19 protein-coding genes are annotated in these 21,980 nt (G+C 56.9%); 7 read left to right on the top strand and 12 right to left on the bottom strand.

All coding sequences use genetic code 11. The annotated features are described in order from the left end of the window. Positions 1 to 1,197: an NAD(P)/FAD-dependent oxidoreductase gene (locus EGY08_RS16585; RefSeq protein WP_032741979.1), complete on the bottom strand. Its 1,197-nt coding sequence runs from the start codon at positions 1,195 to 1,197 to the stop codon at positions 1 to 3. A gap of 229 nt (positions 1,198 to 1,426) precedes the next feature. Here EGY08_RS16585 and pitA point away from each other — a divergent pair, with 229 nt between their 5' ends. Then, on the top strand, positions 1,427 to 2,923 hold the full coding sequence (pitA, locus tag EGY08_RS16580; protein WP_004126266.1) for an inorganic phosphate transporter PitA: 1,497 nt from the start codon (positions 1,427 to 1,429) through the stop codon (positions 2,921 to 2,923). A 68-nt stretch (positions 2,924 to 2,991) separates the two neighbouring features. Here the strand turns inward: pitA and uspB are convergent, their stop codons facing one another. Further along, positions 2,992 to 3,327, bottom strand: a complete 336-nt coding sequence (uspB, locus tag EGY08_RS16575; protein WP_004126267.1) for a universal stress protein UspB — start codon at positions 3,325 to 3,327, stop codon at positions 2,992 to 2,994. Between the two features lie 380 nt (positions 3,328 to 3,707). On the opposite strand from uspB, the gene uspA reads away from it, so the two are divergent. Both uspA and dtpB read left to right on the top strand, forming a co-directional pair. After that, positions 3,708 to 4,145, top strand: a complete 438-nt coding sequence (gene uspA, locus EGY08_RS16570) for a universal stress protein UspA (protein WP_004126268.1) — start codon at positions 3,708 to 3,710, stop codon at positions 4,143 to 4,145. Between the two features lie 286 nt (positions 4,146 to 4,431). Further along, the gene (gene dtpB / locus EGY08_RS16565; RefSeq protein ID WP_235891275.1) at positions 4,432 to 5,874 is read left to right on the top strand and encodes a dipeptide/tripeptide permease DtpB; all 1,443 of its coding nucleotides are present in this window, start codon (positions 4,432 to 4,434) and stop codon (positions 5,872 to 5,874) included. Between the two features lie 133 nt (positions 5,875 to 6,007). Here the strand turns inward: dtpB and rsmJ are convergent, their stop codons facing one another. From rsmJ to gntX, 5 genes are all read right to left on the bottom strand, one after another. Beyond that, a complete protein-coding gene (rsmJ, locus tag EGY08_RS16560) occupies positions 6,008 to 6,787 on the bottom strand; it encodes a 16S rRNA (guanine(1516)-N(2))-methyltransferase RsmJ (protein ID WP_004126270.1) in 780 nt (259 codons plus the stop codon). Between the two features lie 7 nt (positions 6,788 to 6,794). Next, the gene (gene prlC, locus EGY08_RS16555) at positions 6,795 to 8,837 is read right to left on the bottom strand and encodes an oligopeptidase A (protein WP_004126271.1); all 2,043 of its coding nucleotides are present in this window, start codon (positions 8,835 to 8,837) and stop codon (positions 6,795 to 6,797) included. Positions 8,838 to 9,046: 209 nt separating this feature from the next. After that, a complete protein-coding gene (gene gntT / locus EGY08_RS16550; protein ID WP_004126272.1) occupies positions 9,047 to 10,363 on the bottom strand; it encodes a gluconate transporter in 1,317 nt (438 codons plus the stop codon). 330 nt (positions 10,364 to 10,693) lie between these two features. Next, a complete protein-coding gene (gene nfuA / locus EGY08_RS16545) occupies positions 10,694 to 11,269 on the bottom strand; it encodes a Fe-S biogenesis protein NfuA (protein WP_004126273.1) in 576 nt (191 codons plus the stop codon). A gap of 58 nt (positions 11,270 to 11,327) precedes the next feature. Beyond that, positions 11,328 to 12,002, bottom strand: coding sequence for a DNA utilization protein GntX (gene gntX / locus EGY08_RS16540; RefSeq protein ID WP_004126274.1), 675 nt, complete (start codon positions 12,000 to 12,002; stop codon positions 11,328 to 11,330). Positions 12,003 to 12,040: 38 nt separating this feature from the next. Between gntX and bioH the strand changes: the two genes are divergently transcribed. Both bioH and EGY08_RS16530 read left to right on the top strand, forming a co-directional pair. Then, positions 12,041 to 12,823: a pimeloyl-ACP methyl ester esterase BioH gene (gene bioH / locus EGY08_RS16535; protein ID WP_004126275.1), complete on the top strand. Its 783-nt coding sequence runs from the start codon at positions 12,041 to 12,043 to the stop codon at positions 12,821 to 12,823. Positions 12,824 to 12,934: 111 nt separating this feature from the next. Next, the gene (locus tag EGY08_RS16530; protein ID WP_004106665.1) at positions 12,935 to 13,204 is read left to right on the top strand and encodes a YdgH/BhsA/McbA-like domain containing protein; all 270 of its coding nucleotides are present in this window, start codon (positions 12,935 to 12,937) and stop codon (positions 13,202 to 13,204) included. Positions 13,205 to 13,423: 219 nt separating this feature from the next. Here the strand turns inward: EGY08_RS16530 and feoC are convergent, their stop codons facing one another. The 5 genes from feoC to greB all read right to left on the bottom strand — a co-directional run bounded on the left by feoC (position 13,424) and on the right by greB (position 19,566). Then, on the bottom strand, positions 13,424 to 13,660 hold the full coding sequence (feoC, locus tag EGY08_RS16525; protein WP_004126276.1) for a [Fe-S]-dependent transcriptional repressor FeoC: 237 nt from the start codon (positions 13,658 to 13,660) through the stop codon (positions 13,424 to 13,426). A gap of 9 nt (positions 13,661 to 13,669) precedes the next feature. Then, complete coding sequence (feoB, locus tag EGY08_RS16520) at positions 13,670 to 15,988, bottom strand: Fe(2+) transporter permease subunit FeoB (RefSeq protein WP_004126277.1); 2,319 nt, start codon at positions 15,986 to 15,988, stop codon at positions 13,670 to 13,672. A 27-nt stretch (positions 15,989 to 16,015) separates the two neighbouring features. Next, entirely contained in the window at positions 16,016 to 16,243 is a 228-nt protein-coding gene (gene feoA / locus EGY08_RS16515; RefSeq protein ID WP_004126281.1) for a ferrous iron transporter A, read from the bottom strand. Between the two features lie 411 nt (positions 16,244 to 16,654). Beyond that, entirely contained in the window at positions 16,655 to 18,985 is a 2,331-nt protein-coding gene (locus EGY08_RS16510; protein ID WP_112165982.1) for a Tex family protein, read from the bottom strand. Between the two features lie 101 nt (positions 18,986 to 19,086). After that, positions 19,087 to 19,566, bottom strand: coding sequence for a transcription elongation factor GreB (greB, locus tag EGY08_RS16505; protein ID WP_004106676.1), 480 nt, complete (start codon positions 19,564 to 19,566; stop codon positions 19,087 to 19,089). A gap of 237 nt (positions 19,567 to 19,803) precedes the next feature. On the opposite strand from greB, the gene ompR reads away from it, so the two are divergent. Together ompR and envZ are read left to right on the top strand one after the other, a co-directional pair. Further along, complete coding sequence (gene ompR, locus EGY08_RS16500; protein WP_001157751.1) at positions 19,804 to 20,523, top strand: two-component system response regulator OmpR; 720 nt, start codon at positions 19,804 to 19,806, stop codon at positions 20,521 to 20,523. Then, a complete protein-coding gene (gene envZ / locus EGY08_RS16495) occupies positions 20,520 to 21,881 on the top strand; it encodes a two-component system sensor histidine kinase EnvZ (RefSeq protein ID WP_004126293.1) in 1,362 nt (453 codons plus the stop codon). Before ompR ends, envZ begins: the two co-directional genes overlap by 4 nt. The last annotated feature ends 99 nt before the right edge of the window (positions 21,882 to 21,980 follow it).

The following is a 21,980-nucleotide window of genomic DNA, read 5'->3' as shown; positions in this document are numbered from 1 at the left end:
TTATTTCTGTTCCGCTAAAGCCTGCGCGCAAGCCCAGGCTGATGCCCACGCCCACTGGAAGTTATAGCCTCCCAGCCAGCCGGTGACGTCCATCACTTCGCCGATAAAGTACAAACCGGGCACCTTTCGGGCTTCCATGGTGCGCGAAGAGAGCTCATTCGTATCGACACCGCCGAGGGTCACTTCCGCCGTGCGATAGCCTTCGGTACCATTCGGCTGGACGCGCCATGCGGTCAGCGTCTCAACCAGCGCCTGCTGCTCGCGAACGTTAAGCTGTTTCAGGGTGACATCCGGAAGTTGGCCCAGCTGCTGTAAGCATTCAACCAACCGCTTCGGCAGCTGCATCGCGAGGGTGTTTTTCAGGCTCTGATTGGGATGCGCCGCACGCTGCTCGTTAAGGAAGTCATCAAGATGGCAATCCGGCAGCAGATTGATGCTGACGAATTCTCCCGGCTGCCAGTAGCTGGAAATTTGCAGTACCGCCGGTCCGGACAGCCCGCGGTGGGTAAAGAGCAGATTTTCCCGGAAGACGGTCCCATTTTCCGCCGTGATGGTCGAGGGTACCGACACCCCGGAAAGCACCTGCAGCTGTTCAAGCAGCGGCTTATGCAAGGTGAACGGCACCAGGCCCGCTCGGGTCGGCAGCACCTTCAGGCCAAACTGCTCGGCAAGCTTATAGCCAAACGGCGAGGCGCCGAGGCCCGGCATAGACAGTCCGCCAGAGGCAACCACCAGCTTTTTCGCCGCCACCGTCTCGCCGTTAAGCTGTAGCGTGTAGCCCTCATCATCCCGTTCAACGCCGATAATTTCGCTGCGCAGACGAATTTGCACGCCGCCTTTTTCGCACTCGGCCAGCAGCAGGTTAACGATTTGCTCGGCGGAATCATCGCAGAAAAGCTGGCCCAGAGTTTTCTCATGCCAGGCAATACCGTATTTGCCAACCAGATCGATAAAGTCCCACTGGGTGTAGCGCGCCAGCGCAGATTTGCAAAAATGCGGGTTTTGACTGAGATATGCCGCGGGTTCGATATACATGTTAGTAAAGTTACAACGGCCACCGCCGGACATCAGGATCTTACGCCCGGGCTTTTTGCCATTATCGAGCAACAGTACCCGGCAACCTGCCTGCCCCGCCTGCGCCGCACAAAACATTCCCGCCGCTCCGGCGCCGATTACGATGGCATCAAACCTTTCCACACAACATTCCTCATATCCCGATTGTCGGGAATTGTAAATTTTTCATTCTGGTCGCACCAGCCTGAAAAAAACAGATTTATGTACCTTATTGAAAGATATAGGAATACTCCCAACAAGGTAAAACTTAAACAGGAAGAAAATCAAAAAAAGTCTATATTTCACTTTGCCCGCGCCGCGAAAGTCACTGATAATGCGCCGCGTTCATGTCCTCAAAATGGCGTAACGTCCTATGCTACATTTATTTGCCGGTCTGGATTTACATACCGGGCTATTATTATTGCTTGCTCTGGCTTTCGTGCTTTTTTACGAAGCGATCAATGGTTTTCATGATACCGCAAACGCTGTTGCAACTGTGATTTACACACGCGCAATGCGGTCGCAGCTTGCTGTGGCGATGGCGGCTCTTTTTAACTTCTTCGGCGTTCTGCTGGGCGGTCTCAGCGTAGCCTATGCCATCGTGCATATGTTGCCGACCGACCTGCTGCTTAACATGGGTTCAGCGCATGGCCTCGCCATGGTCTTTTCCATGTTGCTGGCGGCAATCATCTGGAACCTCGGCACCTGGTACTTCGGCCTTCCGGCCTCCAGCTCGCACACTCTGATCGGCGCGATCATCGGTATTGGTTTAACCAATGCGCTGATGACCGGCACGTCGGTGGTAGATGCGCTGAACATCCCGAAAGTCATGGGTATTTTTGGCTCGCTGATCATCTCGCCAATCGTGGGTCTGGTTGTGGCGGGCGGCCTGATTTTCATTCTGCGTCGCTACTGGAGCGGAACCAAAAAACGCGCCCGTATCCACCTGACCCCAGCCGAGCGTGAAAAGAAAGACGGCAAGAAAAAGCCGCCATTCTGGACGCGTATTGCGCTGATTCTGTCCGCCATTGGCGTCGCGTTCTCCCATGGCGCGAACGATGGCCAGAAAGGCATTGGCCTGGTGATGCTGGTTCTGATCGGCGTTGCTCCGGCGGGCTTCGTGGTCAATATGAACGCTTCCGGCTACGAAATCACCCGTACCCGCGATGCGGTCAACAATGTGGAAACCTTCTTCCAGCAGCGCCCTGAGCTGTTGAAGAAAGCGACCGGCGCCGAGCAGCTCATTCCGTCTCCGGACGCAGGGGCAGCCGCTAACGGCGAGTTTCACTGCCACCCGGCAAACACCATCAACGCGCTTGACCGCGTGAAGACGATGCTGGCCGGCACCGAAAGCTACGACACGCTCTCCGTTGAGCAGCGTAGCCATTTGCGCCGTATTATGCTCTGCATCTCCGACACCACCGATAAAGTGGCTAAACTGCCGGAAGTGAATGCTGACGATAAGCGTCTGCTGAAGAAGCTGAAAACCGATATGCTGAGCACCATCGAGTATGCGCCAATCTGGATTATTATGGCGGTTGCTCTGGCGCTGGGAATCGGCACCATGATCGGCTGGCGTCGCGTGGCGACCACTATCGGCGAGAAAATCGGTAAGAAAGGGATGACCTACGCGCAGGGTATGTCAGCTCAAATGACCGCAGCCGTATCGATTGGTCTGGCGAGCTATACCGGGATGCCGGTTTCCACCACCCACGTGCTCTCCTCCTCGGTAGCGGGGACGATGCTCGTTGATGGCGGCGGTCTGCAGAAGAAAACCGTCACCAGCATCCTGATGGCCTGGGTGCTCACCCTGCCGGCAGCGATTCTGCTGTCCGGTGCGCTGTACTGGCTCTCGCTGCAGTTTATCTAAGCGGGTATCAGTCAGAAGAGAGACAAACGGGTCAGGAAACTGGCCCGTTTTTTTTGCCTGCCGTAAAACTAGTGCCAGATAGCCAGGGCAATCATGCTGACCACCACCAGGCCGCATAGCGCGCTGGTGAGGATAAACTGCCGACGAACCCGCTCGCAGCGGCGGATAAACTCATCGTCATGGTGATCGCGGTAGCGCTGAGCGTAGATGTACCACACCAGGCGCATCTGTTTGCTGGGCTGTCCGTGCGACGTAAAAAAACCGCCGCCGTCGACATATTGATAGAGCAAAGGGTCACAACCACGTAGCACAACAAGCAATGCACGCAGCGACGAGAAGTAGCGTGCCATATTCACTACACATACGATACACAGGGCCCAAAACAGCGCAATAGTGCTGATCATACCTCCTCCCCGGCGACCCGTCCTCGGAGGCTCCCTCCGGGACTACCGCTCCCCAATAGCAAACCGACTGTACAGTAAAAGAGTGCGATTCCGATCACGTTTATTTATCCGACCGGCTCATTAAATAGTGTAGGAGATCAGTTAATTTTTTTACCACAACGTTAATCATTATCAATGCATAAGTCGGATATATTTGTTTAACTATTCGCTGAACAAGGTGGATTGACGGATCGCGAGGGGCGCTATAAGGTAGAAATATCTTCTACAATTAGGTCCTTAAGGACTAGCCCCCGCGAATGTAGCACGCAGGACGCGGGCGAAGCGGCAGCGCTGGCTGTCAGGTCCAACGGTCATCGACAACTTATGGAAGGAGTAACACTATGGCTTACAAACATATTCTTATTGCAGTAGACCTGTCCCCGGAAAGCAAAGTACTGGTAGAAAAAGCCGTTTCTATGGCCCGTCCCTACAATGCAAAAGTTTCCCTGATCCACGTGGATGTGAATTACTCCGATCTCTACACCGGCCTTATTGACGTCAATCTGGGCGACATGCAGAAACGCATCTCTGAAGAGACTCATCACGCGTTAAGCGAGCTGTCGACTAACGCGGGCTACCCGATCACTGAGACCCTCAGCGGCAGCGGCGATCTCGGCCAGGTTCTGGTTGATGCGATTAAAAAATATGATATGGACCTGGTGGTTTGTGGTCACCATCAGGACTTCTGGAGCAAACTAATGTCCTCAGCGCGTCAGCTTATCAACACCGTTCACGTTGATATGCTGATTGTCCCACTGCGCGACGAAGAAGACGAATAACAGGACGTTATTTAATTCGCTGATGACCAACGCCCGCTAACGCGGGCGTTTTTGTTTCTCGCCTCACCCACTGCAGAAAAAGCACATACATCCACATAATCACCACAATGCCAGACTGATCAACCATTTCACCGGCAATTTACCCATATAATAATTTGTTAACAGCCATGAACATCATATCATTACGCAAAATAAAGCTTTTTCAGCGCGTTTTGGCATACGCGTTCATACTTTTCCGGACAGGACTTAAAGGCGAAGAAAGATGAATTCAACCGCACCGACAGGCTTGCTGCAGCAACCTCGCCCATTCTTCATGATCTTTTTTGTGGAACTATGGGAGCGATTTGGCTATTACGGCGTACAGGGCATCCTGGCTGTATTCTTTGTTAAACAGCTTGGTTTTTCTCAGGAGCAGGCGTTTATTACCTTCGGCGCGTTTGCCGCGCTGGTCTACGGCCTTATCTCCATCGGCGGCTATGTCGGCGATCATCTGCTGGGTACGAAACGTACGCTGGTTCTGGGCGCGATTGTGCTGGCAGCGGGCTACTTTATGACCGGCCTGTCGCTGCACCAACCCAATTTGATTTTCATCGCGCTGGGGACTATTGCGGTGGGAAACGGGCTATTTAAAGCCAACCCGGCGAGCCTGCTATCTAAGTGCTATCCGCCAAAAGATGCCCGTCTGGATGGCGCCTTCACGCTGTTTTATATGTCGATCAATATCGGTTCGCTGCTGTCGCTCTCGCTGGCGCCGGTGATTGCCGATAAGTTTGGCTACGCGGTGACCTACAACCTGTGCGGCGCAGGGCTGATCGTCGCCCTGCTGGTTTACTTCGCCTGTCGAGGAATGGTGAAGGATATCGGCTCTGAGCCGGACCGCAGGCCGCTAAGCCTGCGCAATCTGCTGTACGTGCTGGCCGGAACGGTGGTCATGATTTTTCTCTGCGCCTGGCTGATGCATAACGTCAAAATCGCCAACCTGGTGCTGATTATCCTCTCGGTGGTGGTGACGATTTTTTTCTTCCGCGAGGCCTTCAAGCTGGATAAGACCGGACGCAACAAAATGTTCGTCGCCTTTATCCTGATGCTGGAAGCGGTGCTGTTTTATATTCTGTACGCGCAGATGCCCACCTCACTCAACTTCTTTGCGATCAACAACGTCCATCATGAAATTCTCGGCTTCGCGATTAATCCGGTGAGTTTCCAGGCGCTAAACCCGTTCTGGGTAGTGGTTGCCAGTCCGATCCTCGCCGCTATCTATACGCGTTTGGGTAATAAGGGCAAAGATTTGACCATGCCGATGAAGTTCACCCTCGGTATGTTCCTGTGCGCGCTAGGCTTTCTGACGGCCGCCGCCGCGGGAATGTGGTTTGCCGATGCCCAGGGGCTGACCTCGCCGTGGTTTATCGTGCTGGTCTATCTGTTCCAGAGCCTGGGGGAACTGCTGATTAGCGCTCTGGGGCTGGCGATGGTCGCCGCGCTGGTACCGCAGCATCTGATGGGCTTTATTCTTGGGATGTGGTTCCTGACGCAGGCTGCCGCGTTCCTGCTGGGCGGCTACGTGGCGACCTTCACCGCCGTACCGGACAATATTACCGACCCGCTACAGACGCTGCCGATTTATACCGATGTCTTCAGCAAAATTGGCCTGGTGACCCTGGGCGTAACGGTGGTCATGGCGATCATGGTGCCGTGGCTGAACCGGATGATTAATACAAAAAGCGCGTAAAAACGCGGCCGCCGACAAGGTTTCCCGGATTGCGGCTAACGCCTTATCCGGGCTACCCCCCCCAGACCGCACGAACCCATAGCCCGGGCAAGGCGCGATGAGCGCCGCCCCCGGGGGAAGCACGCACGCTATTTCAGTCAGAAACATGCCCGGATTGTGGCTCAACCGCCGTTCCGGCGTATATATCAAACCGGTGGCCTTTGGTCACGACCGCGTTCGGCGTCGCCACGTCCGCCAGCGGCGGCGCGTAGTCCGGTCGCTTAACCACTACCCGTTTGCTCGCCAGCCGTCGCGCCGGTTCCAGCAGACCATCGGCGTCTAAATCCGGCCCCACCAGCGACTGAAATACCCGCATCTCTTTCTTCACCAGCGCGCTTTTCTGCTTATGCGGAAACATCGGGTCGAGATAGACCACCTGCGGACGCGGGGTGATATCGGTCAGCGCCGTCAGGCTGGAAGCGTGGATCAGCTGCAACCGCTCCTGCAACCACGGGCCGATCTCCGCATCGGCGTAGCCGCGCGCCAGGCCATCGTCGAGCAGCGCGGCAACCACCGGGTTACGCTCGAGCATCCGCACGCGACAGCCCACGGAGGCAAGAACAAAGGCATCCCTTCCCAGACCGGCGGTCGCATCGACCACATCCGGCAGGTAGTCGCCTTTGATGCCCACCGCTTTCGCCACCGCCTCGCCGCGGCCGCCGCCGAACCTGCGCCGATGGGCCATCGTCCCACCGACAAAATCGACGAAGATGCCGCCAAGCTTCGGCTCATCGCGCTTGCGAAGCTCCAGATGCTCGGGCGTCATCACCAGCGCCATCAGGTTGTCCTCATCCTGCTCCAGCCCCCAGCGGTCAGCCAGAACGGATAGGGCGCCGTCTCCGGCGCCCGTTTCATCAATTAAACAAATTTTCACAACAGGATTAACTCTTAATACCGTAATGCTCAAGCATCGCGTCCAGCTGCGGCTCGCGACCGCGGAAGCGTTTGAACAGGACCATTGGCTCTTCCGAACCGCCGCGGCTAAGGATGTTGTCGAGGAACGACTGGCCGGTTTCGCGATTGAAGATCCCCTCCTCTTCGAAGCGCGAGAAGGCATCCGCCGCCAGCACGTCGGCCCACAGGTAGCTGTAGTAGCCCGCCGCATAACCTCCGGCGAAGATATGGCTGAAGGCGTGCGGGAAGCGGCCCCACGACGGACCAGGAATCAACGCGACCTGCTGCTTAATTTCCGCCAGCGTTTCGAGGATTTTCGCGCCCTGCTGCGGGCTGAACTCTGCATGCAGGCGGAAGTCGAACAGGCCGAACTCCAGCTGGCGCAGAATAAACATCGCCGCCTGGTAGTTTTTCGCCGCCAGCATTTTCTCCAGCAGCTCCTGCGGCAGCGGCTCGCCGGTTTCGTAGTGGCCGGAGATAAACGCCAGCGCTTCCGGCTCCCAGCACCAGTTTTCCATAAACTGGCTCGGCAGTTCGACCGCATCCCACGGTACCCCGCTGATGCCGGAGACGCCAGCGGTATCGATACGGGTCAGCATATGGTGCAGACCGTGACCAAATTCGTGGAACAGGGTGATCACTTCATCGTGGGTGAACAGCGCCGGCTTACCGCTGACGGGACGGTTAAAGTTGCAGGTCAGATAAGCGACCGGCTTTTGCAGCGTGCCGTCAAGCTTGCGCATCTGGCCGACGCAGTCATCCATCCACGCCCCGCCGCGTTTGTGTTCGCGGGCGTAGAGATCGAGGTAGAAGCTGCCGCGCAGCTCGTTATTTTCATCATAGAGTTCGAAGAAGCGCACCTCAGGATGCCAGACGTCAACGTCAGTACGCTCTTTCGCGGTAATGCCGTAAATACGCTTAACCACTTCGAACAGGCCGTTAACGGCTTTGTTTTCCGGGAAGTACGGGCGCAGCTGTTCATCGCTGATGCTGTAAAGATGCTGCTTCTGTTTTTCACTGTAGTAAGCGATATCCCACGGCTGCAGCTCATCAACGCCGCATTCGGCTTTGGCGAAGGCGCGCAGCTGAGCCAACTCTTTCTCACCCTGCGGACGGGCGCGTTTGGCCAGGTCGGTCAGGAAGTCGAGCACCTGCTGCGGATTTTCCGCCATTTTGGTCGCCAGCGACTTATCGGCATAGCTGTCAAAGCCCAGCAGCTGCGCCAGTTCATGGCGCAGGGCAAGAATTTCCGCCATCACCGGGCCGTTATCCCATTTTCCGGCGTTCGGCCCCTGGTCGGAGGCACGGGTGGAATACGCGCGATACAGCTCTTCACGCAGCGCCTGATTGTCGCAGTAGGTCATCACCGGCAGATAGCTCGGGATATCCAGGGTCAGCAGATACCCTTCCTGCTCTTTGGCTTCAGCCTGGGCTTTCGCCGCGGCAAGCGCGCTTTCCGGCATCCCGGAGAGCTCGGACTCATCGGCGATCAGCTTGGTCCAACCCATGGTCGCGTCGAGCACGTTGTTGCTGTACTGATTGCCCAGCTCGGAGAGGCGAGCGGCGATTTCGCCGTAGCGTTTCTGCTGCTCTTTCGCCAGGCCAATACCGGAGAGTTCAAAATCACGCAGCGCGTTATCGACCGCTTTTTTCTGCGCGGTATTCAGGGTGGCGTAATGGTCGCCGTCGCGCAGGTCGCGGTACGCTTTATACAGACCTTCATGTTGCCCAACCCAGGTGCTGTACTCGGAGAGCAGCGGCAGGGTTTGTTCGTAGGCTTCGCGCAACTCCGGGCTGTTTTTAACCGAGTTCAGGTGGCTGACCGGAGAAAAAAGGCGCCCCAGCACATCGTCCACTTCCGCCAGCGGCTGGCAAAGATTTTCCCAGGTATACGGCGCCCCTTGCGCCACCGCGCGCTCTACCGCCGCCCGGCAGTCATCCAGCGCTTTAGTGACCGCGGGGACCACGTGCTCGGGTTTGATTGCAGAAAATGGCGGTAATGAAAAAGGCGTCAGTAATGGATTGGTCATATGCGCAGTCCTGTTGAATAGGGTGAATGAAGCGCGCGTCCCGCGCTGTAGCATGGGATCTAGAATGGGGGATAGTTGGGTGAATTTCAATGTCAGGCGCCGCGCGCAGGCGGGTATTACTGCGATAAGTCTGGCCGTTGTGGCCATCACGCATAAAAAAGCCGGGTTCGCATCGCGGCGACCCGGCCCGTTTTAAGGCGATAACTGGCTTACACCACCATACCCAACAGCAGGCAGCCGATCAAACCGCACACGGAGATAATGGTTTCCAGCACTGACCACGACTTAATGGTCTCGCCGATGGTCAGGTTGAAGTATTCCTTAAACAGCCAGAAGCCCGGATCGTTAACGTGGGAGAAGATAACGCTGCCGGAGCCAACGGCGATAACCATCAGTTCAGGGCTCACGCCGGTGCTGGCGATCAGCGGCGCGGCGATACCGCCCGCGGTGATAGCCGCAACGGTGGCGGAACCCAGCGCGATACGCAGAACCGCAGCAATCGACCACGCCATAAACAACGGGGACATATTGGATTCATGCATGATAGAGGCGATGTATTTATCCATCCCGCTATCGACCAGCACCTGCTTGAAGGCGCCGCCGCCGCCGATGATCAGCAGCATCATGGCGATGATTTTGATCGAGGAGGTCAGCGTATCGTTAATCTGCTCCATTGAACGACCGCGGTTGAGACCGAAGGTGAACATCGCGATCAGTACCGCGATCAGCGTCGCCATCACCGGGTCGCCGAAGAATTCAGCGATCGGCAGAAAGGCGTGGCCTTTCGGCAGAACCATCTCTGCCACGGCGCGCATCGCCATCAGGATAACCGGGACCAGCGAGGTCCAGACGCTGACGCCAAAACCCGGCATCTCTTCTTCAGTGAAGGTTTTCGGGTTATGCAGCCCTTCCGGAATCGGCTTATCGATGCCTTTCAGGAAGCGCGCATAAACCGGGCCCGCGAGGATAACCGTCGGGATCGCCAGAATCGTACCAAACAGCAGGGTCTTGCCCATGTCGGCATGGAAAATAGTGGCAATCGCCGTCGGGCCCGGGTGCGGAGGCAGGAAACCGTGCGTCACGGAGAGCGCGGCCGCCATCGGCACGCCGATATAGAGCAGCGGGATACCGGCGGATGCGGCGATGGTAAAGACCAGCGGCAGCATCAGTACGAAGCCCACTTCATAGAACAGGGCGAAGCCGACGGTAAAACCGGTCAGCACAACCGCCCATTGAATATGTTGTTTACCAAATTTGGCAATCAGCGTGGTGGCGATACGCTGCGCACCGCCGCAGTCCGCCAGCATTTTACCGAGCATCGCGCCGAAGCCCATGATCAGCGCGAGGCTGCCGAGGGTTCCCCCAACGCCGTTTTTGATGGAGACGATAACTTTATCCAGAGGCATACCCTGCATGAGCCCGACGGCAAGTGCCACCAGAACCAGAGCGATAAACCCGTTCAGCTTGAAACGGATCATCAGCAACAATAACAGGGCAACCCCGATAGCAACGATGACTAATGGCATGATTTACCTGGCCTTAATTTGTTATGGGTAACGTCATAGTTTCAACATTGACTTCATCCGTTCCGACCGGAACAAAAAATGTCTGACGCCGTAGAAGCTGGCTTTATCCTTACCCAGAGAAAGGATAGCTGGCTATTTTTTTATCTGTGGCGCCTGAAGTGAATGATACGGGTAACATATGAAGTTTGAGAATCACCTGGGCGGTGAAAATTTCAAATATGAGACTTAAGTCATACTCTTTCCCGGGTTTTTGCCGGGTCGCTTAGCGGGGAATGTTGCGCGGTAACATGGGGGAGCCGCCCGGCTGCGCAAAGGCAACCGGGCGGATAATTAGTAGTAGGAGTGCTCGCCGCGCTGGTGTTCGGTCAGATCGCGTACGCCTTTCAGTTCCGGGAACTCGTTTAGCATCTGCTTCTCGATCCCTTCTTTCAGCGTCACGTCGACCATCGAACAGCCGTTGCAGCCGCCGCCGAACTGCAGGATCGCCAGGCCATCTTCGGTGATTTCCATCAACGTGACGCGCCCGCCGTGACCGGCCAGCTGCGGGTTAATTTGCGACTGCAGCAGGTACTCGACGCGCTCCATCAGCGGGGCATCGTCGGACACTTTGCGCATCTTGGCGTTTGGCGCTTTCAGCGTCAGCTGGGAGCCCAGCTGGTCGGTAACAAAATCGATTTCAGCGTCTTCCAGATACGGCGCGCTAAGTTCATCGACATAAGCGGTGAGCTGTTCAAACTTCAGCGCGGTATCGGAATCTTCCACCGCATCCGGTGGGCAGTAGGACACGCCGCACTCGGCGTTAGGGGTGCCGGGATTGATCACAAATACGCGAATTTGTGTCCCTTCTTCCTGATTTGCCAGCAGTTTGGCAAAGTGCGCTTGTGCAGCATCGGAAATACGGATCATAGCGTTGGCCTAATAGTTGACTATTTTACTGGGTTATAATACGCCCATCAGCAGGGGTCTACAAGGTACGGCATATACACCATACCTGAACCGTCGCGGCGCCGTTTCGCAAAAGCAGGCGGGATATCTCGGCGACGGTGCTTCCGGTTGTGACGACATCATCCACAATGGCGATATGGTGACCCTGTAGCGACAATTCAAGCTGAAAGGCGTTTTTCAGATTCTGTTTACGCAATCTGGCGCTGAGCTGATGCTGGGTGCCGGTACGGCGCCGACGGGTCAGCGCGTCGCTACGCCAGGCGCTGCCCAGCCAGCGGGATAGCGGCCGACACAGCAGGTCGCTCTGATTAAACCCCCGCTTCCACTGGCGCCGCTGCCAGAGCGGCACGCTAATTATCCGGTCCGGGCGGGGAAGATCCCGACGCAGGCGAATGCGCAACAGCAGCAGACGCGCCAACGCCGGGGCCAGCTCGGGCCGCTTATTGAATTTCAGCTGGTGAATCAGGCCGCTCAGCGGCGGTCGATAGTCATTCACCGTCACCAGCCGCTGCCACGGCGGCGGTTTTTGCAGGCAGCGCCCGCAGGGCAGCGCGCTTGATTGGGCCGGCAGGCCGCACTGCGGGCACAGCGGTTCAGACGCCAGCAGCGCCGACGTGCATCGCGAGCAGATCCCCCAGTCGGCGATGGCTAGCGGCATTTGGCATAGCCAGCATAAGCTGTGTGCTGTTAGCATATTTCCCCCTCATATTGGTGGAAAGAGAACAGTAACTGATGAAAACGATCGCGTGGCAGACCACGGGCGAAGGAAATTGTCATCTTGTGCTGCTGCACGGATGGGGGCTGAATGCCAAAGTGTGGGATTGCATCACGCCGCAGCTGGCTTCGCATTTTACGCTGCACCTCGTCGATCTTCCTGGCTATGGCCGCAGCGGCGGCTTTGGCGCGATGTCGCTGGAAGAGATGGCGCAGCGGGTGCTGGAAAAAGCGCCGGATCGCGCGATCTGGCTAGGCTGGAGCCTCGGCGGGCTGGTGGCCAGCCAGGTCGCGTTATCCCATCCCGATCGCGTGCAGGCGCTGGTCACCGTCGCCTCTTCCCCCTGCTTCAGCGCTCACGACAGCTGGCCCGGCATTAAGCCCGACGTGCTGAGCGGATTTCAGCAGCAGCTGAGCGAAGATTTTCAACGCACCGTCGAACGCTTTCTGGCGTTGCAAACCATGGGTACCGAAAGTGCGCGTCAGGATGCGAGAGCGCTGAAGAGCACGGTACTGTCGCTACCGATGCCGTCGCCGGAGGTTTTAAACGGCGGGCTGGAGATCCTCAAAACCGCCGATTTACGCCAGCCGTTGACTACCCTCGACGTGCCGTTTTTGCGCCTGTACGGTCGCCTGGATGGCCTGGTGCCGCGTAAAATCATCCCGGTTCTCGATGCGCTGTGGCCAAAAAGCACGTCGATTGTCTTCGATAAAGCCGCCCATGCGCCATTCATTTCACATCCGCAGACGTTTTGCGCTCCGCTGATTGAGCTGAAGCATGAGATCGATAAATTTTTTTAGCGGGACGTGGTAAAAACGCTAGGTGCAGCAATACTTAGGTTGTTGCGGGGGTTGACTATTTCACGCCGGACCCGTGACCTAAAAAAAACAACCTAATGGAGAGTAGAGGCTATGAAACTTGTTACAGGAATTGTTGCATCTCTGGTGATTGGCTCCCTGTCCTTCGGCGCATTCGCCGCCAAGGAAATTCAAAAAGACGAAGTGGCTAAGATGAACCTGACCAAAATTGGTTCTATTACCACCTCAAGAACGACCTCTCCGATGGATGCAAAGCGCGATCTGTCGAAAAAAGCGGATGAGCTGGGTGGCACCTATTTCGTGGTGATTGCAGGCGAGAAGAACGAGAAAACGGTTCACGCTAACGCGGACGTCTACAAGTAAGCCAGAAAGCGGGTCTCAGGACCCGCTTGCAGCCCTGGGCCCGGAGGCGTCGCGGTGAGACTGTCCGCGCTCCCCCCCCAAAACCGTACAAATCTGTGATTGAATCTCCCGGGTCGCGGCGTAAACGCCTTACCCGGGCTACCAGACTCAAACCGCACAGGCGTGTAGCCCGGATAAGGCGTAAGCCGCAATCCGGGGAAATCAACCTTTACATACCCATCAGCGCAGCGACCACCACTCCCGCAGGCAGGCTTTGCCTTCCGGGCAGCTTTTACAGCTGCCGGAGAGGCAGCCATCGGCATCCTCGGTCACTTTCACCGCTTTACCCATCGCTTCCAGGCGGCTCAGCATCGCGTCGATCAACGGCTGCGGCGCTTGCAGGCGGGCGCTGAGCTGTTTTGCGTCCATCCTCCCCTGCAGAGCCAGCATATCGCGCACATCAATTAACGACGCCATCATCGCTCCTTAGTGACAATCGCCAGCCGGACTCTGGCAGCAGGACGACGGCGTTTTGCGCGTCGCCAGCAGCGAGACGTCCACCCGGCTACGTGCTCTGCGCAGCAGGCCGAAGACCACAATATTAAATAACACAACGGCCAGAATGCACACCAGGCTATAGCGCGGATGCTGGCTAAAGCTGACGGTCTGGTAGTACAGCGTAGAGAGCGAGTAAGCGATATTCAGCCCCCACAGAACCGAGAACATCATCCAGCCACGGCTCGACTCACGGGCAATCGCCCCCATGACCGAGATGCAGGGAATATAGAGCAGGACGAAAATCAGGTAGCTGTACGCCGCAGCGGCGCTACCGAATTTGCTGCCCATCACGCCCATCGCGCCGGTTGCCATTTCGCCGTCGCCTTTACTGGCTTCGATAGGGTTGGCCAGCACGCTCAGGCTAAAGGTGTCTTTCAGGCTCTGCCAGGTCTCATCTACCGCGGCCAGTAGCTCATCGCCGAGGTTAAACGCCTGCGGATTAAACGCTTCGTTCTGGATATCTTCGGCGGTGTAGAGGGTGTTCAGCGTCCCGACCACCACTTCTTTCGCCATCGCGCCGGTAAACAGGCCGACGGTCGCCTGCCAGTTATCCTCATGTACGCCAATCGGCTTAAACACCGGGGTAATCACCCGGCTGACCGACGCCAGCGCCGAGTCGTTGATGTTATCGACGATCTTACCGTTCAGCGAGAAGCTGTTCAGCGCGCTGAGGAAGATACTGACGATGACGATAACTTTACCTGCCCGCAGGACGAAGCCTTTCAGGCGCTGCCAGGTCTGGATGAGCAGGCTTTTCACGTGCGGAACGTGATACACCGGTAGCTCCATCACAAACGGCGATGCTTCGCCGCGCATAATGGTATGCTTCAGCATCAATCCGGTCGCAATCGCCATCACAATCCCCAGCACGTACAGGGAGAAGACCGCCAGCGCGCCGTTCTGGCCGAAAAAGGCGGCGGCGAAGACAGCGAAAATCGCCAGCCGCGCGCCACACGACATAAACGGCGCCATCATAATGGTCATCAGACGCTCGCGCGGCGCATCAAGCGTACGCGCGCCCATCACCGACGGGACGTTACAGCCAAAACCTACGATGAGCGGCACGAAGGATTTCCCCGGCAGACCCAGCGCCTGCATCAGGCGGTCCATGACAAACGCCGCCCGCGCCATATAGCCAGAGTCTTCAAGGAAAGAGAGGAACAGGTACATCATGCCGATCTGCGGCACCAGCGGCAGCACGGTATTGATACCGCCGCCAATCCCCTGGGCGAGAAACACCGTCAGCCAGTCCGGGAAGTGAAGAGAGTAGCCAATCCACTGTATGCCGTGAATAAAGATAGCGACGGAACCGGCATCAAAAATAGGCTGCAGCGCGCCGCCAATATTAATCGCCAGCAAGAACATCAGATACATAACGAACAGGAAGACCGGCAGGCCGAGGAAGCGGTTGAGGATCACTTTATCCATCGCTGTGGTAAAGCGGCTGGGCTCGGCAGTGAGGGTATTACTGACCGCATCGCAAATGGCGGCAATGCTTTGGTAGCGGGCATCGGCGATGTGCAGCGCAGGGTCATCCAGCTCTTCGCTCAAATTCGCCAGGGCTACGTCCAGCTTGTGGGCGGCGTCTCCGGCGAAGGCGCGACTATAAATATCGCCTTCAAGCATCTGTAAACCCAGCCAGCGGCGCTGGCGCGGCGGAATGTCCGCGGCCATTATCTCCGCCAGCTTGTCCGCCTCCCGCAGCAGCGGCCGCGGATAGTGCACCAGTTCAATATCCTGATTCTGCTGATGGCGGTCGATAGCCATTTTCAAGGCTTCGATACCGCGCCCGCGGGTAGAGACCAGCGGGATCACCGGGCACCCGAGGCGGGCGGCCAGGGCATCGACATCAATGCGGATATTCTGTTTTTCCGCGATATCGAGCATATTCAGCGCGACCACGCAGGGGATGCCGAGCTCCAGCAGCTGTAGCGTCAGATAGAGGTTACGCTCCAGATTGGAGGCATCGACCACGTTTATCAGCATGTCGGCGTCGCCGCTGAGAATATAGTGGCAGGCAATCTGCTCATCCAGCGAGGTTTGCGAGGAGATGGTGGTCAGGGAATACGTGCCAGGAAGGTCTACCAGCGTGACCTGATGATCGGTGGTGTTGAAGCCACCCTCTTTGCGCTCAACGGTCACCCCCGCCCAGTTCCCGACACGCTGGCGCGCGCCGGTGAGCTGGTTAAACAGCGTTGTTTTCCCGGAATTTGGATTACCAATTAAACCAAGGGTTAATTTTTTCATATTCATACTCTTAGTGCCGGTCAGGCATTATTGTGCAACCGCTTCCAGCTCAATTAACGCAAGATCCTTTTTACGTAATACCAGGCTAACGCGTCGGGTTTCAATATGAATAGGGTCGCCGAGCGGCGCCACACGGACCACATTAAAAGACGACCCCGGCAGCATCCCGAGGGACAGCAGCTTCTGCCGATATGCCGGACTAATATCGCGGGAGAAGCCGGTGATTTTCCACGCACTATCAGGTGTGAATTGCATAGGACCTACTTGTTTATCGCCAACTGAAAAGAGAGTTTTCCGTATGCGCCGGAAACGCGGCGCCAGGGACCGTAGCCAACGAAGAATAAAAAATATTCAATGGAAATAATGATAATGAGAATAGTTTTTATCATCAATACATATAATGCGCTCGATTCTTTTTTTAAACAGGAAATTGAGCATTTGTTGATATTGAGCAAACTCTATTTTGTCAAGGCCGTAGCGAGAATCATTATTTCTGCTTAGCAAATGTTTAATAAAGGTGTCATTGGTTAATGAAATGAAAATAATAATCTCATTATCCGCAATTCGCGCTTATTAAGAGGTTATAAGAAAATACTGATGCTTGTTTGCGCAATATGGCGAAGAGCAGAGGAGAAACGGCCCCTCAGAAAAGGGGCCGGAAAGAGACTAGCGTTTTTTACCCATTGCCGCCGCCAGCGCGTCCATCATCGCGCTGTTGCCCGCTGGCTGCGCTTCGCGACCGCGAGGTTTAGCGGCCTTCGCCGCCGGGCGGTTACCCTGAGGACGATCGCTTCCGCCGCCGCGGCGCGCGTTGCTGTCGCCAGGCTGTTCGTCCAGACGCATCGTCAGCGCGATACGCTTCCTCGGCAGGTCGACTTCCATCACTTTGACCTTCACGATATCGCCCGCTTTGACCACCGTGTGCGGATCTTCAACGAACTTATTCGACAGGGAAGAGATATGCACCAGGCCGTCCTGGTGAACGCCGATATCGACAAACGCGCCGAAGTTGGTGACGTTGGTCACCGCGCCTTCGAGGATCATCCCCGGCAGCAGGTCGTTCATCGTCTCTACGCCATCGGCGAACTGGGCGGTTTTAAACTCTGGACGCGGGTCGCGGCCCGGTTTTTCCAGCTCTTTGATGATGTCGGTCACCGTCGGCACGCCGAATTTCTCATCGGTGAAATCAACGGCTTTCAGATTACGCAGTTCGCCGCTGTTGCCCATCAAATCTTTCAGCGCCTGCTGAGTCGCCGCCAGAATGCGCTCCACCACCGGATACGCTTCCGGGTGCACGGTTGAGGCATCCAGCGGGTTGTCGCCGTGGTTGATGCGCAGGAAGCCTGCGCACTGCTCAAACGCTTTCGGCCCCAGACGACTCACCTTCAGCAGCTGCTGGCGGTTCTGGAACTGACCGTTCTCATCGCGCCAGGAGACGATATTCTGCGCCATCATGCGGGTCAGACCGGCAACGCGGGTGAGCAGCGGGACGGAAGCGGTGTTCAGGTCGACGCCGACGGCATTCACGCAGTCTTCCACCACCGCGTCCAGCTTACGCGCCAGCTGGGTCTGGCTGACATCGTGCTGATACTGGCCGACGCCGATAGATTTCGGATCGATCTTCACCAGCTCGGCCAACGGGTCCTGCAGACGACGGGCGATAGAGACCGCGCCGCGCAGGGAAACATCGAGATCCGGGAACTCCAGCGCCGCCAGCTCGGAGGCGGAATACACGGACGCGCCCGCTTCGCTGACGATAACCTTTTGCGCGGTCACTTTCGGGAACTGCTTCTGCACGTCGAGGAAGAAACGCTCGGTTTCACGCGAAGCGGTACCGTTGCCGATAGCCACCAGCTCAACGTTGTACTTTTCACACAGCGCGGCAACCGCCACCGCCGCTTTAGCGGCCTGCCCGGTATGCGGGTAGATGGTATCGGTAGCCACCAGCTTGCCGGTACCGTCAACAACGGCGACTTTAACGCCGGTGCGCAGACCCGGATCGAGGCCCATGGTGGCGCGCAGCCCGGCCGGCGCGGCCATCAGCAGGTCGTGCAGATTGCGGGCGAAGACGTTAATTGCCTCATCTTCCGCACGTTCGCGTACGGTACCCATCAGTTCGGTTTCGAGGTGCATCAGCACCTTGATGCGCCACGTCCAGCTCACCACGCCCTTACGCCAGCTGTCCGCCGGGGCGTTGTTCAGGCGCAGGCCGAGATGGTCGATAATGATTTGCTCGCCATGGCTCTCTTTCGGCGGCTCGTCGAACTGCGGGTCGGCATTTAAAGAGAGCTGCAGCACGCCTTCGTTGCGGCCGCGGAACATCGCCAGCGCGCGGTGCGACGGCACGGTGGCGATCGGTTCGTGATGGTCGAAGTAGTCGCGGAATTTCGCCCCTTCCTCTTCCTTACCGCTGACGACGGTCGCCACCAGGTGGGCGTTTTTCCATAGATAGTCACGCACTTTTGCCAGCAGGGCGGCGTCTTCCGCAAAGCGCTCCATCAGGATATAGCGCGCGCCGTCGAGAGCGGCTTTGCTGTCCGCGACGCCTTTATCGGCGTCGATATATTTGGCGGCTTCGGTTTCCGGGTCGTGGGACGGTTCGTTCCACAGCAGCTCAGCCAGCGGCTCCAGCCCTGCCTCAATGGCGATCTGTCCGCGGGTGCGGCGCTTCGGTTTGTACGGCAGGTAGAGGTCTTCGAGTTCGGTCTTACTCAAGGTCCCGTTGATGGCTTTTTCCAGCGCCTCGGTCAGTTTGCCCTGTTCGCCGATGGACTTCAGGATTGCCTGACGGCGATCTTCAAGTTCACGCAGATAACCGAGGCGGGTTTCCAGATTACGCAGCTGCGTGTCATCCAGACCGCCGGTGACTTCTTTACGATAGCGTGCGATAAACGGCACGGTGTTCCCTTCATCAAGCAGGCGAACGGCAGCTTCTACCTGTTCAGCTCTGGCCTGAAGTTCACCCGCAATAATGCGGCAGAGCGAATCATTCATCATCGGTTTAATTCATCTTTAGGATCAAAAATCAGGGGGATAGTTATACGGACTGACACGCTAAAATGCCAGCCGCGACCAAAGCCTCTCGGAATGTTCCGGGCCTATTTGGCTTTGACGTATTCAATTTCGTTCACGTACCAGGCCGCCTCGCCCGCGGGGGTGTTCACGATAGCTAAATCGCCGACCTCTTTTTTCAGCAGCGCGCGCGCCATTGGCGAATCAATGGAGATGTAGTCGTTGCGGCCAAAGATTTCATCGTAGCCGACAATCCGGAAACGCTTCGTCTCGCCCGCATCGTTTTCAATTTCCACCCATGCGCCGAAAAAGACCTTCCCCTCCTGCTGCGGCGAATAATCGACGATTTTCAGCTGCTCAAGGCACTTGGTCAGGTAGCGCACCCGGCGGTCAATTTCACGCAGGCGCTTTTTATTGTATTGGTAATCGGCGTTTTCACTGCGGTCGCCGAGGCTCGCCGCCCAGGTCACTTTTTTGGTGACTTCCGGACGTTCTTCGCGCCACAGAGTATCCATCTCTTTCTTCAGTTTTTCATACCCTTCACGGGTGATCAGCGGCGTTTTCATCGAAGGTTCCGGCTCCTGATTACAGATCTTTGTGCAATGCTGCGCACAATTCGTCGCACGTCATCATAGCAACAGGATAAATAATGTGTCTTATGCTTAAATGTATACTTAAGCTGCTGTTAAATATGCTTTGTAACAATTTAGCCTGGAATATATACCAGATTTCGCTGGTGGGCGACCCGGGCTTTTTTGAGAATACGTACTGACAATTGCAGTGAACCTTTGGGAGTATATACAATGCAAGAGAATTATAAGATTCTGGTTGTCGATGACGACATGCGCCTGCGTGCGCTACTCGAACGTTATCTGACCGAGCAGGGCTTCCAGGTTCGTAGCGTGGCGAACGCTGAACAGATGGATCGCCTGCTGACCCGTGAATCCTTCCACCTCATGGTGCTGGATCTCATGCTGCCGGGCGAAGATGGCCTGTCCATTTGCCGCCGCCTGCGCAGCCAGAGCAACCCGATGCCGATCATTATGGTCACGGCGAAAGGGGAAGAAGTTGACCGTATCGTGGGCCTGGAAATCGGCGCCGACGACTACATCCCAAAACCGTTCAACCCGCGCGAGCTGCTGGCCCGTATCCGCGCCGTGCTGCGCCGCCAGGCTAACGAACTGCCGGGCGCGCCTTCGCAGGAAGAGGCGGTGATCGCCTTTGGTAAGTTCAAGCTGAACCTCGGCACCCGCGAGATGTTCCGCGAAGATGAGCCTATGCCGCTGACCAGCGGTGAATTCGCGGTACTGAAAGCGCTGGTGAGCCATCCGCGCGAACCCTTATCCCGCGATAAGCTGATGAACCTCGCCCGCGGCCGTGAATATTCGGCCATGGAACGTTCCATCGACGTACAGATCTCCCGCCTGCGCCGCATGGTGGAAGAAGACCCGGCGCATCCTCGCTATATCCAGACCGTTTGGGGCCTGGGATACGTTTTCGTCCCGGACGGCTCTAAGGCATGAAACGCGTGCGCTTTTCGCCGCGAAGCTCGTTTGCCCGTACCCTGTTACTGATCGTCACCCTGCTGTTCGCCAGCCTGGTGACGACCTATTTAGTGGTGCTGAATTTCGCGATCCTGCCCAGTCTCCAGCAGTTTAATAAGGTTCTGGCCTACGAAGTGCGTATGCTGATGACCGATAAACTGCAGCTGGAAGACGGCACCCAGCTGGTGGTGCCGCCGGCGTTTCGCCGCGAGATTTACCGCGAGCTGGGCATTTCGCTCTATTCCAACGAAGCGGCGGAAGACGCAGGCCTGCGCTGGGCGCAGCATTATGAATTCTTAAGTCAGCAGATGGCGCACCAGCTCGGCGGGCCGACCGAAGTGCGGGTGGAAGTGAATAAAAGCTCGCCCGTGGTGTGGCTGAAAACCTGGCTCTCCCCCAATATCTGGGTGCGCGTACCGCTGACCGAAATCCACCAGGGCGACTTCTCGCCGCTGTTCCGCTACACCCTTGCCATCATGCTGCTGGCGATCGGCGGCGCCTGGCTCTTTATTCGTATTCAGAACCGACCGCTGGTCGACCTGGAGCACGCGGCGCTGCAGGTCGGGCGAGGCATTATTCCCCCGCCGCTGCGCGAATACGGCGCATCGGAAGTGCGGTCGGTGACCCGCGCTTTTAACCATATGGCGGCTGGCGTGAAGCAGTTGGCGGACGACCGTACGCTGCTGATGGCCGGCGTCAGCCATGATTTACGCACCCCTCTCACGCGTATTCGTCTGGCGACGGAGATGATGGGCGAAGAGGACGGCTACCTCGCCGAGTCGATTAATAAAGATATCGAAGAGTGTAACGCCATTATTGAACAGTTTATCGACTACCTGCGCACCGGTCAGGAGATGCCGATGGAGCTGACGGACCTTAACGCGGTGCTGGGGGAAGTGATTGCGGCGGAGAGCGGCTACGAGCGAGAGATCGCCACCGATCTGCAGCCGGGCGAGATCCCACTGCGCGTGCATCCGCTCTCCATCAAACGCGCGCTGGCGAATATGGTGGTCAACGCCGCCCGCTATGGCAACGGCTGGATTAAAGTCAGCAGCGGCAGCGAGGGGAACCGGGCCTGGTTCCAGGTAGAAGATGACGGTCCAGGGATTAAACCGGAGCAGCGTGAGCATTTGTTCCAGCCGTTCGTGCGCGGCGATAGCGCCCGAACGATTAGCGGAACCGGACTCGGCCTGGCTATCGTTCAGCGCATTATCGATAACCATAACGGTAAGCTGGAACTTGGCTCCAGCGAACGCGGCGGATTATTAATTCGCGCCTGGCTGCCGGTACCGATGAACCGCGCTCTGCCTGCGGTAAAATCCTCAAAAGAGAGCTAGATCGACCTTAAACCAGCCCCATCCGGTACGCCCACATAAAACCGCCCGGCGGCGCTACGCTTGCCCTGGCCTACCGGAACAGCGGCTCCTGCAAACCCC

Origin of the sequence: Klebsiella sp. FDAARGOS_511 (assembly GCF_003812845.1) — a bacterium.
Classification (GTDB): domain Bacteria; phylum Pseudomonadota; class Gammaproteobacteria; order Enterobacterales; family Enterobacteriaceae; genus Klebsiella; species Klebsiella grimontii.
The sequence above is the reverse complement of the archived record's forward strand: the minus strand, read 5'-3'. Positions and strand labels throughout refer to the sequence as shown.